This window comes from Micromonospora phytophila, assembly GCF_023656545.1.
In the GTDB taxonomy this organism is placed as follows: domain Bacteria; phylum Actinomycetota; class Actinomycetes; order Mycobacteriales; family Micromonosporaceae; genus Micromonospora; species Micromonospora phytophila.
This window is the reverse complement of the sequence record NZ_JAMOKF010000092.1, coordinates 1-17,673: the sequence shown is the minus strand read 5'-3', so window position 1 is coordinate 17,673 and position 17,673 is coordinate 1. Positions and strand designations below refer to the sequence as shown.

The 17,673-nt window shown below is 72.8% G+C and carries 17 protein-coding genes and 1 pseudogene; 9 read left to right on the top strand and 9 right to left on the bottom strand.

The annotated features are described in order from the left end of the window. Positions 1-1,265 (bottom strand): MFS transporter (locus NCC78_RS14010; RefSeq protein WP_250794954.1); only part of this gene is annotated, 1,265 nt, incomplete at its 3' end. A gap of 78 nt (positions 1,266-1,343) precedes the next feature. Between NCC78_RS14010 and NCC78_RS14005 the strand changes: the two genes are divergently transcribed. Next, positions 1,344-1,784, top strand: coding sequence for a winged helix-turn-helix transcriptional regulator (locus NCC78_RS14005; RefSeq protein WP_250794953.1), 441 nt, complete (start codon positions 1,344-1,346; stop codon positions 1,782-1,784). A 58-nt stretch (positions 1,785-1,842) separates the two neighbouring features. On the opposite strand, the gene NCC78_RS14000 is transcribed toward NCC78_RS14005, so the two are convergent. Continuing rightward, positions 1,843-2,775 carry an NAD-dependent epimerase/dehydratase family protein gene (locus NCC78_RS14000; protein WP_250794952.1) on the bottom strand — a complete coding sequence of 311 codons (933 nt, stop codon included), beginning with the start codon at positions 2,773-2,775 and terminating at the stop codon, positions 1,843-1,845. Positions 2,776-3,008: 233 nt separating this feature from the next. Continuing rightward, complete coding sequence (locus tag NCC78_RS13995; protein ID WP_250794951.1) at positions 3,009-4,208, bottom strand: FAD-dependent oxidoreductase; 1,200 nt, start codon at positions 4,206-4,208, stop codon at positions 3,009-3,011. A gap of 57 nt (positions 4,209-4,265) precedes the next feature. Between NCC78_RS13995 and NCC78_RS13990 the strand changes: the two genes are divergently transcribed. The 3 genes from NCC78_RS13990 to NCC78_RS13980 all read left to right on the top strand — a co-directional run bounded on the left by NCC78_RS13990 (position 4,266) and on the right by NCC78_RS13980 (position 7,786). After that, a complete protein-coding gene (locus tag NCC78_RS13990; protein ID WP_250794950.1) occupies positions 4,266-4,868 on the top strand; it encodes a PadR family transcriptional regulator in 603 nt (200 codons plus the stop codon). Between the two features lie 99 nt (positions 4,869-4,967). Next, positions 4,968-5,513, top strand: coding sequence for a TetR/AcrR family transcriptional regulator (locus tag NCC78_RS13985; RefSeq protein WP_250794949.1), 546 nt, complete (start codon positions 4,968-4,970; stop codon positions 5,511-5,513). A 38-nt stretch (positions 5,514-5,551) separates the two neighbouring features. After that, a complete protein-coding gene (locus NCC78_RS13980) occupies positions 5,552-7,786 on the top strand; it encodes an MMPL family transporter (RefSeq protein ID WP_250794948.1) in 2,235 nt (744 codons plus the stop codon). A 121-nt stretch (positions 7,787-7,907) separates the two neighbouring features. Here the strand turns inward: NCC78_RS13980 and NCC78_RS13975 are convergent, their stop codons facing one another. Further along, on the bottom strand, positions 7,908-9,164 hold the full coding sequence (locus NCC78_RS13975) for an erythromycin esterase family protein (protein WP_250794947.1): 1,257 nt from the start codon (positions 9,162-9,164) through the stop codon (positions 7,908-7,910). A gap of 116 nt (positions 9,165-9,280) precedes the next feature. Here NCC78_RS13975 and NCC78_RS13970 point away from each other — a divergent pair, with 116 nt between their 5' ends. Further along, positions 9,281-9,472 carry a DUF2795 domain-containing protein gene (locus NCC78_RS13970; protein WP_250794946.1) on the top strand — a complete coding sequence of 64 codons (192 nt, stop codon included), beginning with the start codon at positions 9,281-9,283 and terminating at the stop codon, positions 9,470-9,472. Positions 9,473-9,520: 48 nt separating this feature from the next. Here NCC78_RS13970 and NCC78_RS13965 read toward each other — a convergent pair. Next, positions 9,521-9,646 (bottom strand): annotated as a pseudogene (locus tag NCC78_RS13965) (ErmE/ErmH/ErmO/ErmR family 23S rRNA (adenine(2058)-N(6))-methyltransferase); the annotation flags it as partial. Further along, positions 9,628-10,530, bottom strand: a complete 903-nt coding sequence (locus NCC78_RS13960; RefSeq protein WP_250794955.1) for a Gfo/Idh/MocA family protein — start codon at positions 10,528-10,530, stop codon at positions 9,628-9,630. The gene NCC78_RS13960 and the pseudogene NCC78_RS13965, both read right to left, overlap by 19 nt. A gap of 325 nt (positions 10,531-10,855) precedes the next feature. On the opposite strand from NCC78_RS13960, the gene NCC78_RS13955 reads away from it, so the two are divergent. Together NCC78_RS13955 and NCC78_RS13950 are read left to right on the top strand one after the other, a co-directional pair. Beyond that, positions 10,856-11,251, top strand: a complete 396-nt coding sequence (locus tag NCC78_RS13955) for a hypothetical protein (RefSeq protein WP_250794945.1) — start codon at positions 10,856-10,858, stop codon at positions 11,249-11,251. A gap of 65 nt (positions 11,252-11,316) precedes the next feature. Then, the gene (locus NCC78_RS13950) at positions 11,317-11,730 is read left to right on the top strand and encodes a hypothetical protein (RefSeq protein ID WP_250794944.1); all 414 of its coding nucleotides are present in this window, start codon (positions 11,317-11,319) and stop codon (positions 11,728-11,730) included. Between the two features lie 214 nt (positions 11,731-11,944). Here NCC78_RS13950 and fabG read toward each other — a convergent pair whose 3' ends face one another. Both fabG and NCC78_RS13940 read right to left on the bottom strand, forming a co-directional pair. Beyond that, positions 11,945-12,703, bottom strand: coding sequence for a 3-oxoacyl-ACP reductase FabG (gene fabG, locus NCC78_RS13945; protein ID WP_250794943.1), 759 nt, complete (start codon positions 12,701-12,703; stop codon positions 11,945-11,947). Between the two features lie 180 nt (positions 12,704-12,883). Continuing rightward, entirely contained in the window at positions 12,884-14,536 is a 1,653-nt protein-coding gene (locus NCC78_RS13940; protein WP_250794942.1) for an alpha-amylase family protein, read from the bottom strand. Positions 14,537-14,631: 95 nt separating this feature from the next. Between NCC78_RS13940 and NCC78_RS13935 the strand changes: the two genes are divergently transcribed. Together NCC78_RS13935 and NCC78_RS13930 are read left to right on the top strand one after the other, a co-directional pair. Beyond that, complete coding sequence (locus NCC78_RS13935) at positions 14,632-15,246, top strand: DUF1349 domain-containing protein (RefSeq protein WP_250794941.1); 615 nt, start codon at positions 14,632-14,634, stop codon at positions 15,244-15,246. 93 nt (positions 15,247-15,339) lie between these two features. Continuing rightward, positions 15,340-16,011 (top strand): DedA family protein, encoded by a 672-nt coding sequence (locus NCC78_RS13930; protein ID WP_250794940.1) that lies wholly within the window; start codon positions 15,340-15,342, stop codon positions 16,009-16,011. A 16-nt stretch (positions 16,012-16,027) separates the two neighbouring features. Here the strand turns inward: NCC78_RS13930 and NCC78_RS13925 are convergent, their stop codons facing one another. Beyond that, positions 16,028-17,590 carry a cellulose binding domain-containing protein gene (locus NCC78_RS13925; RefSeq protein ID WP_250794939.1) on the bottom strand — a complete coding sequence of 521 codons (1,563 nt, stop codon included), beginning with the start codon at positions 17,588-17,590 and terminating at the stop codon, positions 16,028-16,030. Positions 17,591-17,673 lie beyond the last annotated feature (83 nt).

Sequence of the window (17,673 nt, the reverse complement as noted above, 5' to 3'; positions counted from 1 at the left end):
CGGGTGGCGGCCAGGGTGGCGAGCGCGGCGAGCCCCAGCGCGCCGCCGACCTGCTGGGTGGTGTTGACCAGCCCGGAGGCCAGGCCGGCGTCGGCCGGGTCGGCCCCGGCCATCGCCAGCGTGGTCACCGCCGGCAGCGCCAGGCCACCGGCGACGCCGAAGACCAGCATGGCGGGGAGCACGTCGGCCAGGTAGCCGCCGTCGACCGGCAGCCGGGCGAGCAGCAGGAACCCGACCACGGCGAGCGTGAGCCCGGCCAGCAGCACGGCCCGGGCGCCGAAGCGGGCGACCAGCCGGCCGGCGAGGCCGAGCGAGACCACCGCGATCACCACCGGGGTGGGCAGGAAGGCCAGCCCGGTGGCGGCGGCGTCGAGCGCCAGCACCAGCTGGAGTTCCAGCGCGAGCAGGAACTGGAAGCCGAAGAAGGCGGCGATCATGAGGAACTGCACGACGTTGGCGGCCACCAAATCGGGGGTACGCAGCACCCGCGGCGGCAGCAGCGGGGTGGCGGTCGTCCGCTGCCGCAGGGCGAACGCGCCGAGCAGGGCCGCTGCGAGCGCGGCGGCGCCGAGCGTCCGCGCCGAGGTCCAGCCGTGCTCGCCGGTGCCGACGATCGCCAGCACCGCGACCATCAGGCCGGCGGTGACCAGCGCCGCGCCGAGCAGGTCCAGGCCGGCGCGGAGCCCGATGCCCCGGTCGGGTGCGATCAGGCGTACGGCGGCCACCAGGACGGCCACGCCGAGCGGCAGGTTGACCAGGAAGATCGACGGCCACCCGGCGAAATCGGTGAGCAGACCCCCGGCGAGCATGCCGATCGAACCGCCCGCGGCGCCGGTGAAGCTGAAGACGGCGATCGCCCGGGCCCGCTCGGCCGGTTCCGGGAAGAGCCGGACGATCATGCCGAGGCTGACCGCCATCGTCAGCGCCCCGCCGACGCCCTGGAGGAACCGGGCGACGACCAGCACCTCCGGCCCGGTTGCGACGGCGCAGAACAGCGAGGTCAGGGTGAAGAGCGCGACGCCGGCCAGGAATACCGGCCGGCGGCCGAGCAGGTCGCCGAGGCGTCCGGCGAGCAGCAGCAGCCCGCCGAAGGCGACCAGGTAGGCGTTGACCACCCAGGCCAGGCCGGTGGCGGTGAAGCCGAGGTCGCGCTGGATCGCCGGCAGCGCCACCGCGACGATGGTGCCGTCCAGAATGATCATGAGGCTGCCGGCGCAGAGCACGAGCAGGGCGGGCCAGCGGGCCTCGACGGTACGGGTCGACATCGGACGCCTCCTTGGTGCACGGTTTGTTACCGGTGCCATCATCTGTGACCATGAGGCGGAGCGTAAGGAGGCACTTTCATGTCCCAGGGGAACAGCGATGTGTCCGCGGCCGCCGGCCGGGGGCAGGCGTGCGGCGTCGGCGACGGGCCGTTCACCCCCGGCCAGGCCAAGGCCTGCACGGTGCGCGAGGTGCTCGACCGGGTGGGCGGCAAGTGGAGCATCGGCATCCTGGTCGCCGCCTCCCAGGGCCCGGTCCGCTTCACCGAGCTGGAGCGCTGCGTGGAGGGGATCAGCCGGCGGATGCTCACCCTGACCCTGCGCAACCTGGAACGCGACGGGCTGCTGCACCGGCGGGTGTACCCGACGGTGCCGCCGAAGGTGGAGTACACCGCCACCCCGATCGCCCTGGAGCTCTACGAGTCGCTGGTCGCCCTGACCAGCTGGGCGGAGCGGCACCGCACCGCGATCGCCGACGCCCGGGCCGCGTACGACCGGGCGCACGGCGCGGCGGCCGACTGAGCCGGGTCCGGCCGATCAGGGAAGCGCGATCAGGCTCCCGGCCCACCCCGCAGGACGGTCAGCTGAACAGCTCCCGGAATCCCGCCCGCCAGGACGGGTACTCGAGGTTCAGCCCCAACGCGGACTTGGCCTTGGCGTTGCTGGCCGCGGGCAGCTGGGTGCCGTAGTACACGGCTTGAACGCCGATCTGTTCCTCGGCCTCCTCCTCCGAGACGCGCCGCGGCGGAGGGGCGTCCAGGACTTCGGCCAGGTACGGCAGCCACTCAGCCTGGGGGGCGGGCTCGTCCCCCACGACGTTGTAGATTCCGGGGCTCCCCCTGTCGACCGCCTGCACGGTGGCCGACACCGCGTCGCGGACGTGAACGAACGGATACCGGCCGGTGCCCTCGCCGACGATCGGCAGGTCGCCCGACTTGACCGCTGTCGCCCAGTCTCCACCCGGCCCGATCGCGGTGTGCTGACCGTAGAGAAACCCGTATCGGAGGACGACGCCTTCGATCCCTGGTGTCTCCAACACCAGCGTCTCGGCCGCGACGTTCGCCTGTACGTGGCTGCGGATCGGCTCCGGGGCTTCCAGGTAGAGCGGTGCCGACTCGTCCGTGGGCCCCGGTCCGTCCGGCTGGGTCATGAAGCTGGCGCTCTGCGCGACAACCCGACGGGTGCCGGCTTCGCGAGCCGCCGTCATCAGAATCCTGGTGCCCTCGCTCCGCAGCCGATTGGTCACCTCCAGCCACTTCGCGTAGTCCCGAGACGGCGTGGAGAGCGCCGTGATCTGGTTGATGATCACCTCCGGTTCGGCCTCGACGACCGCTTGCCGAACCGCGGCATCGTCCAGCCCGTCCATCAATGCCGGCCGCGCCCCGAGCGCCTCCACGACGGAGAAGTTCTCGCTCCGGTGGGTGCTGGCCGTGACCTCGTGGCCCAGGCCCACCAGCGCCTCGACGAGGGGCCGACCCAGGACCCCGGTGCCCCCCGCGACGAAGATCCGCACTGCCGTCTCCTTACTGGAACGAGGTAGCTCTCCCCGGGCTGGTGCCGGAAACGAGTTCACCACCTGCCGTGCCGCGGCCTGCTCGCCGCCAGCGGTCGTCGAGTGACCGTATCGCCGGTTGACTGCCCCGTGGCGTGACCTGGCCACCGATCCGCCGAACGGGCATTCATCCACCGAACCAGCCTGGTCCTCATCGCCGCCACCATCCGGCTCCCCTGATCGGCAGGGCAGCCCTAGGCGGTCACCTTCGCGTCCCAGTCGATGTGGTGGTCGTAGAGCCAGGACAGCGAGGCGCCACCGTCGCGGGCGAAGCGGCGGGCGAACAACGGCAGCGCGACGTCGCGCACCACCCGACCGACCGGCCCGGCCACCTTCGTGCTGCTGGTGCGCCGCCCCTGGACCACCACCCGCTCCACCCGCTCCCGGCGCAGCCGCTCGTACGCCCCGAACGCCTCCGCGCAGTCGGGCAGGTCGCGCAGGCAGCGGGCCAGCTGCACGGCGTCCTCGAACGCCATCGCGGCGCCCTGCCCGGAGGAGGGGGCGGCGGTGTGCGCGGCGTCGCCGATGATCACCATGCGGTCGGTGTGCCAGACCGGGACCGACGGCAGGTCGTAGGTGGGCCAGCCGCACTCCAGCCGGTCGGTGGCGTCGATGATCCGCGAGGCCGGACCGGCGTCCTCGGCGAACAACGCGCGCAGCCGGGACCGCCACTGCTCGGCGTCGATCGCGGCGAGCTGCGCCGGGGTGAGCTCGGTCGGCTGGGGCGGGTTGGCGAACCACCAGACCTCGTCGCCGCCGACCGGCATCCAGCAGAAGAAGCAGCGCCTCCCGAAGATCATGTGCATCACCCCGGGCTCGCCGCCCAGCCCCGCCACCCGGGTGAACCCGCCGGCGTTGAGCAGCGGCACGTACCGGGGCGTCGGGGCGGCCGGGTCGATCAGCCGGCGGGTACGCGAACGCAGCCCGTCCGCGCCGATCAGCAGGTCCCCCTCGGCGGTCCGGCCGTCGGCGAACCGGGCCCGCACCCCCGACCCGGTCGGCTCGGCGTCGACCAGCCGGGTGCCGTGCACGATCGACACGCCCCGGCGGGTCGCCTCGTCCCGCAGGGCGCGGTAGAGGTCGGAGCGCTTGACCGTGCTGCTGCCCAGGCCGTGGGTGCGGGTGCCGCTGGTACCGAACTCCGCCAGCCGGCGGCCCCGGTGGTTGTGCATCGCCATCCGGGGCGTCGGGTGGCCGAGCCCGGTGACCAGCCCGTCCAGCCCGACCGCGCGCAGCGCGTCCACGCCGTTGACCGACAGGGTGAGGAACGCCCCGACGCCCGTCGCGTCCCGCTCGTACGCCTCGTGGACCACCGACTCGATGCCGGCGCGCTGGAGCGCCATCGCGGCGACGGGGCCGGCGATGCCACCGCCGATGATGAGAGCTTTAGTCATGTGATGACTATACATAGAATGACTATCGCTCGGAAGGTCGTCACCTAAGGTGAGGCCATGGCTGCCCGCGCACAGCGCCGCTCACCGTTGGCGATGATGGTGCTGGCGCTGCTGGTCGAGGAGCCGATGCACGCGTACCGGATGCAGCAGGTGATCCGGGAGCGCGACAAGCAGGACGTGGTCAACGTCGCGCAGCGCAACAGCATCTACCAGACCATCGAGCGGCTGCGCCGCGAGGAGCTGATCCGGGTCAGCCACACCGCACGCGACGAGCGCCGCCCGGAACGCACCGTCTACGAGCTGACCGACCTCGGTCGCCGCACCCTCGACGAATGGCTCGCCGACGCGTTGGCCGCGCCGGCGCGGGAGTTCCCGGAGTTTCCCGCGGCCCTGTCCTTCCTGCCGATCCTGCCGCCGGCCGAGGCCGCCCGGCAGCTCGAACGCCGCGTCGAGGTGCTCACGGCCCGGCTGCGCGAACGCGAGGCGGTGCTGGCCGCCGTCGAACTACCCCGGCTCTTCCTGGTGGAGGACGAGTACCGGCTGGCGATGATGCGCGCCGAGCTGGACTGGGTCCGCGGGCTCGTCGCCGATCTGCGGACGGGGACGCTGACCTGGAGCGGTGAATGGCTCGCCGGCTGGGCCGGGCCATCCACCCGGTAAACCTCTCCGGCGTGTGGCGAATGCCACCGGATCCGTCTGACCGATCGGTCAGGGTCTGACCGATCGGTCAGGCATGCTGGGTCGGGGAGGTGGACCGGCATGGCACGGGCGGTGGCGGAGACGCACGACGAGATCCTGGTGGCGGCGGCACGGCGCTTCGCGGCGAGCGGCTACCGGGGGACGTCGTTGCAGGACATCGCCCGCGAGGTGGGCTGCTCGAAGGCGACGGTGCTCTACCACTTCGCCACCAAGGAGGCCATCCTCACCGAGCTGATGGCCCCGGCGATCGACGTCCTCCGGGATCTCGACGAGCGGATCGCCGCGCAGCGCGGCGGGGCCGCCCAGCGGGTCGCCGCCGAGGGCTTCGTCGACCTCGCGGTCCGGTTCCGGCGGGAGATCGCCCTGCTCCGCGGCGAGTTCCCGGAGCTGCTCCAGCAGCCCGCGTTCGCCCACATCCAACGGATCTCCGAGCGCCTGATCGACGCGTTCGCCGGCCACTCGGAGCGCCCGGCGGCCCGGATCGCGGCGCTGGTCCTGCTCGCCGGCATCCCGGAGGCGTGCGCCGAGTTCGTGGACGTCCGCGACGAGGAGCTGCGTCCCGCCCTGCTCGCGCTCGTCCGGCGGGCGCTGGAACCCGTCGACTGACCCGTCCGCAATCAACCACGACCGAGGACAAGGAACTCATGGCGACCCTGCTCTACCGGCTCGGCCGGGGCTCGTTGCGCCGGCGGCGGCTCGTCGCCGCGCTCTGGCTCGTCGTACTCGTCGGTCTCGGCCTCGCCGCCGCGACCCTGCGCGGCCCGACCGCGAGCGACTTCACCATGCCCGGCACCGAATCGCAGCGCGCGCTGGACCTGCTCGCCGAGCAGTTCCCGGCGGCCAGCGGCGCGACCGGCACGATCGCGGTCAAGGCCCCCGGGGACGGCCAGCTCGGCACCCCGCAGGGGCAGGCCGTGGTGAAGGAGATCGCCCAGGAGGCCGCCACGCTGCCCGGCGCGGTCGGCGCGGTCGACCCCTTCCAGTCCGGCGCGGTCTCCCCGAACGGCCGGTACGCGCTGGTCCAGGTCCAGTTCGCCACCGGCGCGGACGAGGTCACCGACGAGCAGCGCGAGGCGTACGAGAAGGTCGGCGCGCGCGCCGAGGCGCAGGGCTGGCAGGTCGCGCCCGGCGGCGAGGTGCTCAACAGCGAACCGGAGATCGGCTCGACCGAGGCGATCGGCGTCGCGGTCGCCGCGATCGTCCTGGTGGTCACGTTCGGCTCGCTGGTGGCGGCCGGGATGACCATGCTCAACGCGCTGATCGGCGTCGGCGTCGGCATGGCCGGCCTCTACGCGCTCAGCGGCGTGGTCGAGCTGACCAGCACGGCCCCGATCCTCGCCCTGATGCTCGGCCTGGCGGTCGGCATCGACTACTCGCTCTTCATCAGCTCCCGCTACCGGCAGAACCTGCTCGACGGACTCCCGCCGGACGAGGCGGTCGGCCGCGCGGTCGGCACCGCCGGCTCGGCGGTGGTCTTCGCCGGGGCCACCGTGGTCATCGCGCTGGCCGGCCTGGCGGTGGTGAACATCCCGTTCCTGACCGTGATGGGTCTGGCGGCCGCCGGCACGGTGACCGTCGCGGTGCTGGTCGCGATCACCCTCCAGCCCGCCCTGCTCGGCTTCGCCGGCCGCCGGGTGCTCCCCCGCAAGCTGCGCTCGGCACAGACGCTGGCGACTCCGGGCGAGAGGCCGGCGCAGGCCGGCACCACCGACGCCCCGGCGCCGGTCGTCGCCGCAGCCGAGGACCGGTCCGGCTTCGGGTTCCGCTGGGCGCGCGCGGTCACCCGGTTCCGGCTGCCGGTGATCCTGGTCGGGCTGCTCGGCCTCGGTCTGCTCGCGCTGCCCACGTCGGACATGCGGCTGGCGCTCCCCGACGCCGGGGCCGCACCGGTCGGCTCGCCCGCCCGGGTGTCGAACGACGTCATCACCGAGGGCTTCGGGCCGGGCTTCACCGGCCGGCTGGCGGTGGTCGTGGCCGGGGACGACCCGCAGGCCACCTCGGCCGCCGTACCGCAGGTCACCGCGCTGATCCAGCGCACCGAGAACGTCCTCGCGCCGGCGCCGCCGCAGTTCAGCCCGGACGGGCGCACCGCGCTGATCGGGGTGGTGCCGAAGACCGGCCCGACCGACCCGGCCACCGAGACCCTGGTCAACGACCTCCGCGCCGCGGTCGGCGGGATCACCGGCGTCGACGTGCTGCTGACCGGGGCCACCGCGATCGGCATCGACGTCTCCGAGAAGCTCTCCGACGCCCTGCCGGTCTACCTGCTGCTGGTGGTCGGGCTGTCGGTGCTGCTGCTGATGCTGGTCTTCCGCTCGCTGCTGGTGCCGGTCAAGGCCGCGCTGGGCTTCCTGCTCACCGTCGCCGCGACCTTCGGCATCACCGTGGCAGTGTTCCAGCAGGGCCACCTCGCCGACCTGGTCGGCCTGGACACCCCCGGTCCGCTGATCAGCTTCCTGCCGATCCTGCTGATCGGCATCCTCTTCGGTCTGGCGATGGACTACGAGGTCTTCCTGGTCTCCCGGATGCGGGAGGACTTCGTGCACGGCGACACCGCGCAGCAGGCCACCATCAACGGGATGGGGCACGGGGCCCGGGTGGTCACCGCCGCGGCGCTGATCATGATCTCGGTCTTCGGCGGATTCGTCTTCCTCGAGGACCCGGTGATCAAGTCGATGGGCTTCGCGCTCGCCGTCGGGGTCGCCATCGACGCGTTCGTGGTGCGGATGACCATCGTGCCGGCGGTGATGTCGCTGCTCGGCGCGAAGGCCTGGTGGCTGCCGCGCTGGCTGGACCGGGCCCTGCCCAACGTGGACATCGAGGGCGAGGGCCTGCGGGCCCACCTCGACGAGAGGACGGCCGCGGGCGCCCGGCACTGAGCCGGGCGAAGGCCCGGTCGCGACTGCGTCGCGACCGGGCCTTCGCCGCGTACACGCACCGCGCGCCGGCTCGCGTCCGCGACCCCGGTCGGGTCCTGGCCGGCGTCGGCGACGGCGCGGCTCAGACGCCGGCCGGGTAGGTCTCCATCTCGCCGGAGGCGGTCAGGGCGGGCAGCGGGTGCAGGGCGGTCGTCTCGTCGCACCAGACGAAGGCGTCGTACCGCTCCCCCAGCCGGGTGGGCACGTAATTGCCCCAGGACTCGAACGACGGGTCGTAGACCACCCCGATCGCGCGGTGGTCGAGGGCGTCGGTGACCCAGCCCGGCTGGTCGTCGCCGCCGAAGACCAGCACGGCCCGCTCCGGCATCAGCTCGTGCAGCCGCCGCTCCACCGAGCCCGGGCGGGCCGGCGGCACCACCATCGCCTCCGCCGGCGACCCCCAGCGCGGCGCGGCGATCGCGGTCCCCCGGTAGCTGCCGAAGCCGACCAGGACCACCTCGTCGGCACCGTGCCGCTCCCGGCCCAACTGGCCGATGTTGACCATCCCGTCGGCGGCCATGTCGGTGGCCCTCGCGTCGCCGACGTGGGTGTTGTGCGCCCAGACGACGCCCCGCGCGTCCGGGCCGTACCGGTCCAGCAGCCGGTCCAGGGTGTCCATCATGTGGATGTCCCGCACGTTCCACGACTCCGGCCCGCCGCCGACCATCGCCCGGTAGTACCGCTCCGCGCCGGCCACCACCTCCGCGTTCTGCCAGACCGAGAAGGCGTCGGCGCCGTCCGCGGCGGCCTGCTCCCGGGTACGCGCCAGCAGCCGGACCACCTCCTCCTCGCAGCGGGCCGAGACGAACCGGCTGGCCATGCCGTACTCCTCGACCCGCTTGCCGTACGGCTCGAAGCAGCGGTACGCGTCCTGGGCCGCCTCCAACGACGCCGGGTCCTCCTCGCCGAGGTAGTCGAAGATCGCCTGCATCGACTCCCAGAGGCTGTAGACGTCCAGGCCGTGGAAACCGGCCCGGTCCGGCTCCGGCCGCTCCACGTTCCACGCCCGCAGCCAGCGGCAGAAGCGGGCCACCTCGGCGTTCGACCACATCCAGGTGGGCCAGCGCTCGAACCGCTCCAACGCGGCTTGCGGCACGACCGCGCCGCCCGGCGCGGCGGTGACCGAACGGTGCACCCGGTCGCAGTCGGGCCAGTCCCCCTCCACGGCGACGAAGGAGAAGCCGCACTCGGAGATCAGTCGGCGGGTGAGCTGTTCGCGCAGGCGGTAGTAGTCGTAGGTGCCGTGCGTCGCCTCGCCGATCATGACGATCCGGGTGTCCCGGACGCGCTCCAGCAACGGGTCGAAGTCGCTCGGCGCGCCGAGCCGCTGAACCAGCATGGCCGGCGGCTACCCGGCGCACCGGCGGGCAAACCGCCGGGCGTCGATCGACGCCCGGTCCCGGGCGCGTGATGGTTGGGCGGTGTGTCGGCGGGCTGAGCGGGTAGCCGGGTGGCATGACCGTCACCGGCGCGCAGTTGCAGGAGTACGTGGCCGGGCTGGACTACCCGGTCTCCCGGGAGGACCTGGTCCGCTGGGGTCAGGAGAACGGGGCCAGCACCGCGATGCTGCAGATGCTCAAGGCCCTGCCGGCGGAGGAGTTCGGCTCCCCGGCCGAGTTGACCGAGTCGTTGAACACGCTGGCCTGAGGGCCGGGCGGGGTTCCGGCGACAGCAGGACCCCCGCCCGGGCTCAACCGGCTTGCAGCAGCCGAACAGGACCAGCCACTGCTCGGGCCAAACCTGCCCGACCGGGGTGGCCGGGTCGAGCCGGGTCGCCCGCAGCGCCGACGCCAGCCGGGCTGTCAGGCGGGGACGTCGACGGTGCGGGACTCGGCGCGGGCCGTCTCGGCGGCGGCGAGGACGGCGACCACCTCGCGACCGAAGCGGACGTCGCAGCGGTGGTCCCGGGTGCCGGACTCGATCTCCTCCAGCAGCTGGCCGATCGCCACCCCGAACGCGGTCACCGCATCCCCCTCGCCCTCCGGCACGGTCTCGATGCCGTTCTCGCCGTAGAAGACGAACTCGCGGCTCACCGCCTCCTGCGGCGCGTCGAGGGTCAGCGACACCGTGCTGGTCGCCCCACCGTCGTGGGTGAGCAGCAGGTGCACCAGGCCGCTCGGCCCGTCCATCGCCGCCACCCGGGTGACCCGGCCGAGCACCGGCAGGATCAGGGAGAGCGCGTGCGGGCCGATGTCCCAGAGCGCGCCGTGCTGCCGCCGCCAGGGCGAGGCGCCGTACGGGTTGCCGGGCTGGAAGATCGAGCCGAACCGCACCGCCTTGGCGGTGTGCCAGCCGCCGGCGGCCGCGGTCGAGGCGAGGAACCCGGAGATTTCCGGCTGGTAGCGGCCGGTGAAGAAGATTACCGACGCCACGCCGGACCCCTGCGCGGCGTCGACCACCCGGTCGGCGTCGGCGACGGTCAGGGCGAGCGGCTTGTCCAGCAGCAGGTGCCGACCGGCGGTGGCGGCACGCACGGCGACCTCGACCTGGACGCCCGGCGGGAGGGCCACCGCGACCGCGTCGCACGCCTCGATCAGCGCGTCGGCGTCGCCGAACGCCGGCACGTCGTAGCGCTGGGCCAGGGCGGCGGCCTTCTCCGGGTCGCGACCCCACACCCCGGCCAGGGCGGCCCGCGGATGCGCGTCCAGTGCCGCGCCGTGCGTCTCCGCCGCCCAGTGACCGGTGCCGAACAACCCGAACCGCACCACGAGAACCCCCACCTGGTCATCACGCCACGGCACCCCGCGGCTCTCGATCCACGCTAGTCGCCCACCCTGCCGCCCGCGCCCCGACACCGACGGATCTTGCGACCGGTGGACGCGGGGGCACGCGGACGCGGGGCTGATCGACTCGGTGTCGGCGACATCGTGGCGTCCGGTTGCCCCCGACAGCCCGATGTCACCGACATCGAGTCGATCACCGCCCGAGACGGTCGTGGCCGGGTCCCCCGGCGGGGGCGGCGGGTGGCGGGGAGTACTACGCGGGTTAGTAGGCTGTGCCGGTGACCGAACCGAGCACCGGGTGCCCCCGATGACCAGCGCGGCTGCGGCCGGCTCGCCGGTCGACGGGCTCCTCGCCACCGCCTCGATCGTGCTGTCGCTCCTCGTGGCGGCCTGGGCCCTGGTGGCGACCCTGCGGCATCGCGCACCGGACCGGGCGCAGTTCGTCGGCCTGGCGGTGCTGGAGGTGGCGCTGCTCGGGCTCGCGGTGGTGGCGCTGGTCGCCCTCGGCGGCGGAGAACGGCCGGGTGAGCCGGGCGCGTTCGCCGGCTACCTGGTGACGCTGGTCTGTCTGCCGCCGCTGGCGTGGGTGCTGGCCCGGATGGAGCCCACCCGCTGGGGCTCGGCGATCGTCTGCGCGGTCTGCCTGGTCACACCGGTGGTGGTGGTCCGGCTCCAGCAGACCTGGGAGGTGCTCGGTGGCTGAGGAGCGGCTCTCACCGGGGCACGGCGCCGGCTCGACGCCGACCTGGCGGGGCACGGCGGTGCTCGGTGGTTGAGGTACGGGCGCCGAAGCGGACCAACGCCGGCCCGGGGCGGCTGCTGATCGCGGTCTACCTGCTCTTCGCGATCGCCGCGACCAGCCGGGCCGGCCTGCAGATCGCCACGAAATTCGACGAGGCGCCGGTGGCGTACCTCCTTTCCGCACTCGCGGCGATCATCTACATCGTCGCGGCGGTGGGGCTGGCCCGGGCCGGCACGGCCGGCCGCCGCGTCGCGCTGGCCTGCTGCTCGGTGGAGCTGGCCGGGGTGCTCGGCGTCGGGATCCTCAGCGTGGTCGACCCGGAGCTCTTCCCGGACGAGACGGTCTGGTCGCAGTTCGGCAGCGGATACGGCTACATCCCGCTGGTGCTCCCCGTGCTCGGCCTGCTCTGGCTCTGGCGCACCCGCCGCGACCCCTCCTGACCCCACGCCACCCGCCGTGGCCACGGAACGCGGGACAGCCACCCTTACCGAGAAACAGTGGCAACCGAACAGGACGGCCCTCCGGCGGGGAGAGAGTGGCTTCGGAAGGCGGGACGGCCCTCCGGCGGGGAAAGAGTGGCCACGGAACGCGCGACGGCCACTCCTTCCCAGGAAAGGAGTGGCCGTCCGTGACGGGCGGGGTGGGCGGCGGCGGTCAGTCCTTGGGGCCGCCGGCGACGTAGATGACCTGGCCGGAGACGAAGGACGCCCCCTCGCTGGCCAGGAACGAGATGGTGTGCGCGACGTCCTCCGGCCGGCCGGGCCGGCGGACCGGGATCTCGGCGGCGGCGTGCTGCTGAAGCGCCTCGAAGTCGACCTTCATCCGGGCGGCGGTGGCGGCGGTCATGTCGGTGACGATGAAGCCGGGCGCGACCGCGTTGACCGTCACCCCGAACGGGCCCAGCTCGATGGCGAGGGTCTTGGTGAAGCCCTGCAGACCCGCCTTCGCGGCCGAGTAGTTCGCCTGGCCCCGGTTGCCCAGCGCCGAGGTGCTGGAGAGGTTGACGATCCGGCCCCACTTCCGCTCGACCATGTGCTTCTGGGCGGCCTGGCTGAACAGGAACGCGCCCCGCAGGTGCACGCCCATGACCGTGTCCCAGTCCCCGTCGGACATCTTGAACAGCAGGTTGTCGCGGAGCACGCCCGCGTTGTTGACCAGCACCGTGGGCCCGCCCAGCTCGGTGGCGACCCGCTCGACGGCGGCCTCCACCTGGGCCCGGTCGGACACGTCGGCGCCGACGCCGAGCGCCCGGCCGCCGGCCGCGGCGATCGCGTCCACGGTCTCCTTGGTCGCCGACTCCTCGATGTCGACCACGGCGACCGCCATGCCGTCGGCGGCCAGCCGGCGGGCGGTGGCCGCGCCGATCCCCCGCGCGGCCCCCGTGACGATGGCGACGCGCTGCTCCTCCGACATGCCTACCTCCCGGTAACTTGCGGCTGATCGGAGGAGCTTAACCCAGCCGTAGGCGCACCGGGCCGCCTCCAGCAGCAAGATCTACTCCGGGACGCGGAGGTGGCGGTGTCCGCGCGGAACGGACACCGCCAGCTCCGGCGATCCGGAGTCGGGCCCGGAACCGGGGCGGAATCGGGGCGGTCAGAACCCCCGACCGCGGCAGAGCCGGATCCAGCGGTAGCCGTAGCCGGCGACCTTGAGGTGATCGAGTTTGCCGACCTCGCCGTAGCCGCGGTCGGAGAGCACGTCGATGGGCAGGTCCGCCTCGGCCTGGAGCGTGCTCAGGTCCACCTCGACGTCCTCGGTGCCGAGGTTGTGCAGGAAGACCATCGTCCCGGTGGGCCCGTCGGCCCGGTGCGCCAGCACCCCCGGCGGCATCGCCACGTCGATGTGGGTGGTCGAGCCCGAGCCGATCTCCGGGGCCTCCCGGAGCGTACGGATCATGCGTTCGAACCAGCCGAGCAGCGACTTCGGGTCGCTGCGCTGGGCGGTCACGTTGACCTTCTCGTAGCTGAACTCACCCTTGTCGATGACCGGGCGGACGAGCTTCTCCGGGTCGGCGGTGGAGAACCCGGCGTTCTCCTTGTACGACCACTGCATCGGGGTACGGATCGCCTCCCGGCCGGGCAGCGACAGGTCCTCCCCCATGCCGATCTCCTCGCCGTAGCGCAGCACCGGCGTGCCGCGCAGCGAGAACTGCAGCGCGTACGCCAGTTCGAGGCGGCGGCGGTCGTTGCCGAGCATCGGGGCGAGCCGGCGCCGGATGCCCCGTTCGTAGATGCGCATGTTCTCGTCCGGGCCGAACTCCGCGTACACCTGGTTGCGTTGTTCGGCGGTGAGCCTGGACAGGTCGATCTCGTCGTGGTTGCGCAGGAAGGTGGCCCACTGCCCGCCGGCCGGCAGCGCCGGGGTGTCCCGCAGCGCGTCGATGATCGGCTCCGGGTCCTGCCGGGCCAGGGCCAGCATCAGCCGCCCGTTGAGCATGAAGTCGAAGAGCATGTGGATACGGTTGCCGGAGCCGCTGCCGTCGCCGAAGAAGACGGGCAGCTGGTCGGGCTCCACGTTGGCCTCGGCGAGCAGGACGGCGTCACCCCGGCGCCACTGCACGTGCTGGCGCAACTCGGTGAGAAACTCGAAGTCCTTCGGCGAGTTCGGGTTGCCCGGCTCGGTCAGCTCGATGATGAACGGCACGGCGTCCATCCGGAAACCGGAGACGCCGAGCTGGAGCCAGAACGACACGACCTTCTTGATCTCCGCGCGCACCTGCGGGTTGGCGAAGTTCAGGTCGGGCTGGAACTTGTAGAACCGGTGGTAGTACCAGGCCTTGGCGGTCCGGTCGTAGGTCCAGGTCTCGTTCTGCTCGCCCGGGAAGACCATGCCCTGGTGGCGGTCGTCCGGCTCGTGGTCGGACCAGACGTACCAGTCGCGGTAGGGCGAGTCGGGCGAGGAGCGGGCGGACTGGAACCAGGGGTGCTCGTCCGAGGTGTGGTTGACCACCAGGTCGATGATCACCCGGATGCCGCGGTTCTGCGCCTGGTGCAGCAGCTCGGCGAAGTCGCCGAGGGTGCCGAAGCGCGGGTCGACGTTGTAGAAGTCGGTCGCGTCGTAGCCGTCGTCCTTGTTGGGCGACGGGTGGATCGGGTGCAGCCAGAGGCAGGTCACCCCCAACCGGGCCAGATAGTCCAGCCGGCCGATCAGGCCCCGGATGTCACCGACCCCGTCGCCGTCGGAGTCCGCGTACGTGTCGATGTCGAGGCAGTAGACGACGGCCTCGGAGTACCACCTGTCACCCATGCCGGATGAACTTCTCCGGTCGATCACCGCGGCAAACCCGGCCGGCGCACGCTCGGGCCTCCCCGGCCCCCGCTCCCACCGGTACCGTGCCGATCATGGAGACCGGACTGGTACCGCCGAGCGAACCGTTGGACTGGGCCCGGGGCGCCTGGCTGCACCCGCCGGTGCGCGCCGAACGCGGCCCGGCGGGCGAGCTGGTGGTCGAGCCGGCGGCGGAGAGCGACTTCTGGCGGCGGACCAGCTACGGCTTCGTGCACGACAACGGGCCGGCCCTGCTCGCGCCGCTGCCGGTCGGCAGTGCCATGGAGGTGAGCTTCGCCCTCGATCTCACCGGGCAGTTCGACCAGGCCGGCGTGCTGGTCCGAGTGGACGAGCGCACCTGGGTGAAGACCGGCGTCGAGCTGAGCGACGGTGAGCTCCAGCTCGGCGCGGTGGTGACCCGGGAGTTCTCCGACTGGTCGCTGGCGCCGGTGCCGGAGTGGGCGGGGCGGGAGGTGACCGTCCGGGTCAGCCGGGCCGGGGACGCGCTGACCATCCGGGCCCGGGTGGACGACGAACCGTGGCGGCTGGTCCGGCTCGCCCCGCTGGATCCGACGGCCGAGGCCACGGCCGGCCCGTTCTGCTGCGCGCCGCTGCGTGCGGGGCTCGCCGTCCGGTTCAGCGGCTGGCGGCAGGGGCCGGCCGACACCGCGGTGCACCCGGAGGACTGACCCCCGGATCAGCGTGGCCGGGCTCACCCGCAGGTGTGGGCCGGCCCGTCCGGGGTATCACCGTCCGATCCCGGCACCTGCGAAAGGACGACCATGGCGCTCGCCCAGAATGTCGACCCGTCGCAGTTCACCGGGTTGACCGGGTGGGTGGCGAGCGTCATCGACTCGATGGGCGCGGTCGGGGTGGCGCTGCTGGTGGCCCTGGAGAGCATCATCCCGCCGATCCCGAGCGAGGTGGTGCTGGCGATGGCCGGCTACCTGGCCAGCGAGGGTCGGTTCCACCCGGTGGTGATCGTGCTGGCCGCGACGGCGGGCTCGCTGCTGGGCGCGCTGGTGCTCTACTGGCTCGGCGCGGCCCTCGGCGAGGAGCGGTTGAAGCGCTGGCTGGACCACATCCCGCTGGTGGACTCCGACGACCTGGAGAAGGCTGACCGCTGGTTCGAGCGGCACGGCCGGTGGGCGGTGCTGTTCGGCCGGCTGGTGCCGGTGGTGCGCAGCCTGGTGTCGGTCCCGGCCGGGGCGAACCGGATGCCGCTGGGGGAGTTCGTCCTGCTGACCACGCTGGGCAGCGGGGTGTGGAACGCCCTGATCGTGGGGCTGGGGTTCGCCCTCGGCTCGCGCTGGAAGGACGTGGACCGGTACAGCAGCTGGTTCAACTACGCCATCGTCGCCGTCTTCGCCGTCATGGTCGTCAGCTGGGCGGTGAAGAAGATCCGCAGGCGGCGGGCGCGGCGCGACCGGCAGTCGGTGACCGCCGGTCGCTGACCGCGACGCCCTTCGATCAGTACTTCGCGGTGATCGAGGTGAACTCCCAGGTGTTCTGGGCGATGCCGGAGCAGTTGGAGACCACTCCCCCGCCGGGGCAGGGGCGGTCCCGGTTGACCGACCAGAAGGTGAAGCGGGACAGGTTGCGGGCCTTGGCCCAGTCCCGGATCTGTGTCCAGGTGGCCGGCGAGGTCAGCTCCTGCTGGTCGGAGAGACCGTTCATCCCGGAGATCCCCATGTGCGCGTACGCGGTGGCGTCGGACCAGCCGAAGGCGGTCTTCAGCGTGTTCTTCAGCCCCTCGGCCGCGTTGACCGTGTTCTGGTACATGTTCGCGCCGCCGCCGAAGTCGAACGGCATGATGGTGAAGGTGTCGATGTTCGCGCCGAGCGCGGCGGCCCGGTTGATCAGGCGGGTGCCCCAGTAGTTCGGCCCGGTGGTCGAGGTGCCGAAGGTGATGATGGTCTTCAGCCCCGGGTTGTTCTGCTTGACGATTTTCAGGGCGCCGAGGATCCGGTCCTGCACGACCTCGTTCTCAAACTCGTCGCTGTTCTCGATGTCGATGTCGATCGCCTTCAGCCCGAACGCGTTGATGACCTGCTGGTACGCCCCGGCCAGGGCGCTCGCGGAGGAGCAGTTCGGGCCGAGCTTGTTGCCGCTCCACCCGCCGATGGACGGGATCACGTCACCGCCGGCGACCCGGATCGCGGCGATGGTGCTGGCGTGCGCGCCGCCGGTGAGCGGGCCGGTGCCGTCCCAGGCCGGGGTGCAGCCGCCGCCGGAGAGCACGAACGCGATGGTGAACCACTTGATCCCGGTCGCCCCCATCACCGTCGACGGCGCGGGCGGGTCGCCCCAGCCCGGGTAGAGGTAGGGCGCGGCGGCCATCGGGGCGTTGCCGCCGGTGCAGCCGGTGGTGGTGGCGGAGACCGGTGCGGACTTCGCCGACTCGCCGGACGAGTTGTACGCCGCCACGGTGTAGCTGTGCGCGGAGCAGGCTGCCAGCCCGGTGACGGTGGTCGAGGTGCCGGTGAGGGTGGCCCGGACGGTCGAGCCCTCGTACACCCGGTAGCCGGTGACGGTGCCGCCGACGGCGTTCCACGCCAGCGCGACCGAGGAGGTGGTGGTGCCGGTGACCCGCAGGCCGCCGGGGGTGGCGGGGGCGGACGGGTTGCCCCCGCCTCCGCCGGTGCAGGCGCCGCCGTTGACCGTGCAGTTGGTCGGGTCGCCGGTGCCGCTGACCACGAAGCCGAACGAGGTGCTGGCGCCGGGGGCGAGGGTGCCGTTCCAGGACTGGTTGACCGCGGTGACGTGCTGGCCGGAGGTGGTCAGCCGGGCGTCCCAGAAGGTGCCGAGCGAGCTGCCGGCGGGCAGGTCGAACTGCACGTTCCAGGAGCTGATGCTGGCCGAGGTGTCGTTGGTGACGGTGAACTTCGCCTCGTACCCGCTGCCCCAGCTGGAGGTGCGGACGAAGGCGGCGGTAGCGGCGGACGCGGCCGGTGGGGTCACGACGGCGGCCGCGACCAGGGCGGCGACGAGCGCGACGGCGAACGTCGCCGCGCGCGGGGAGCGGAGTTTCACGATGGCCTCCAGGGACCTGTGGTGGGGGTCCGCCCGGGGGGGCGGGATCGCCGGCCGACGCGGGGGGCGGGCCGGTGGCGAGG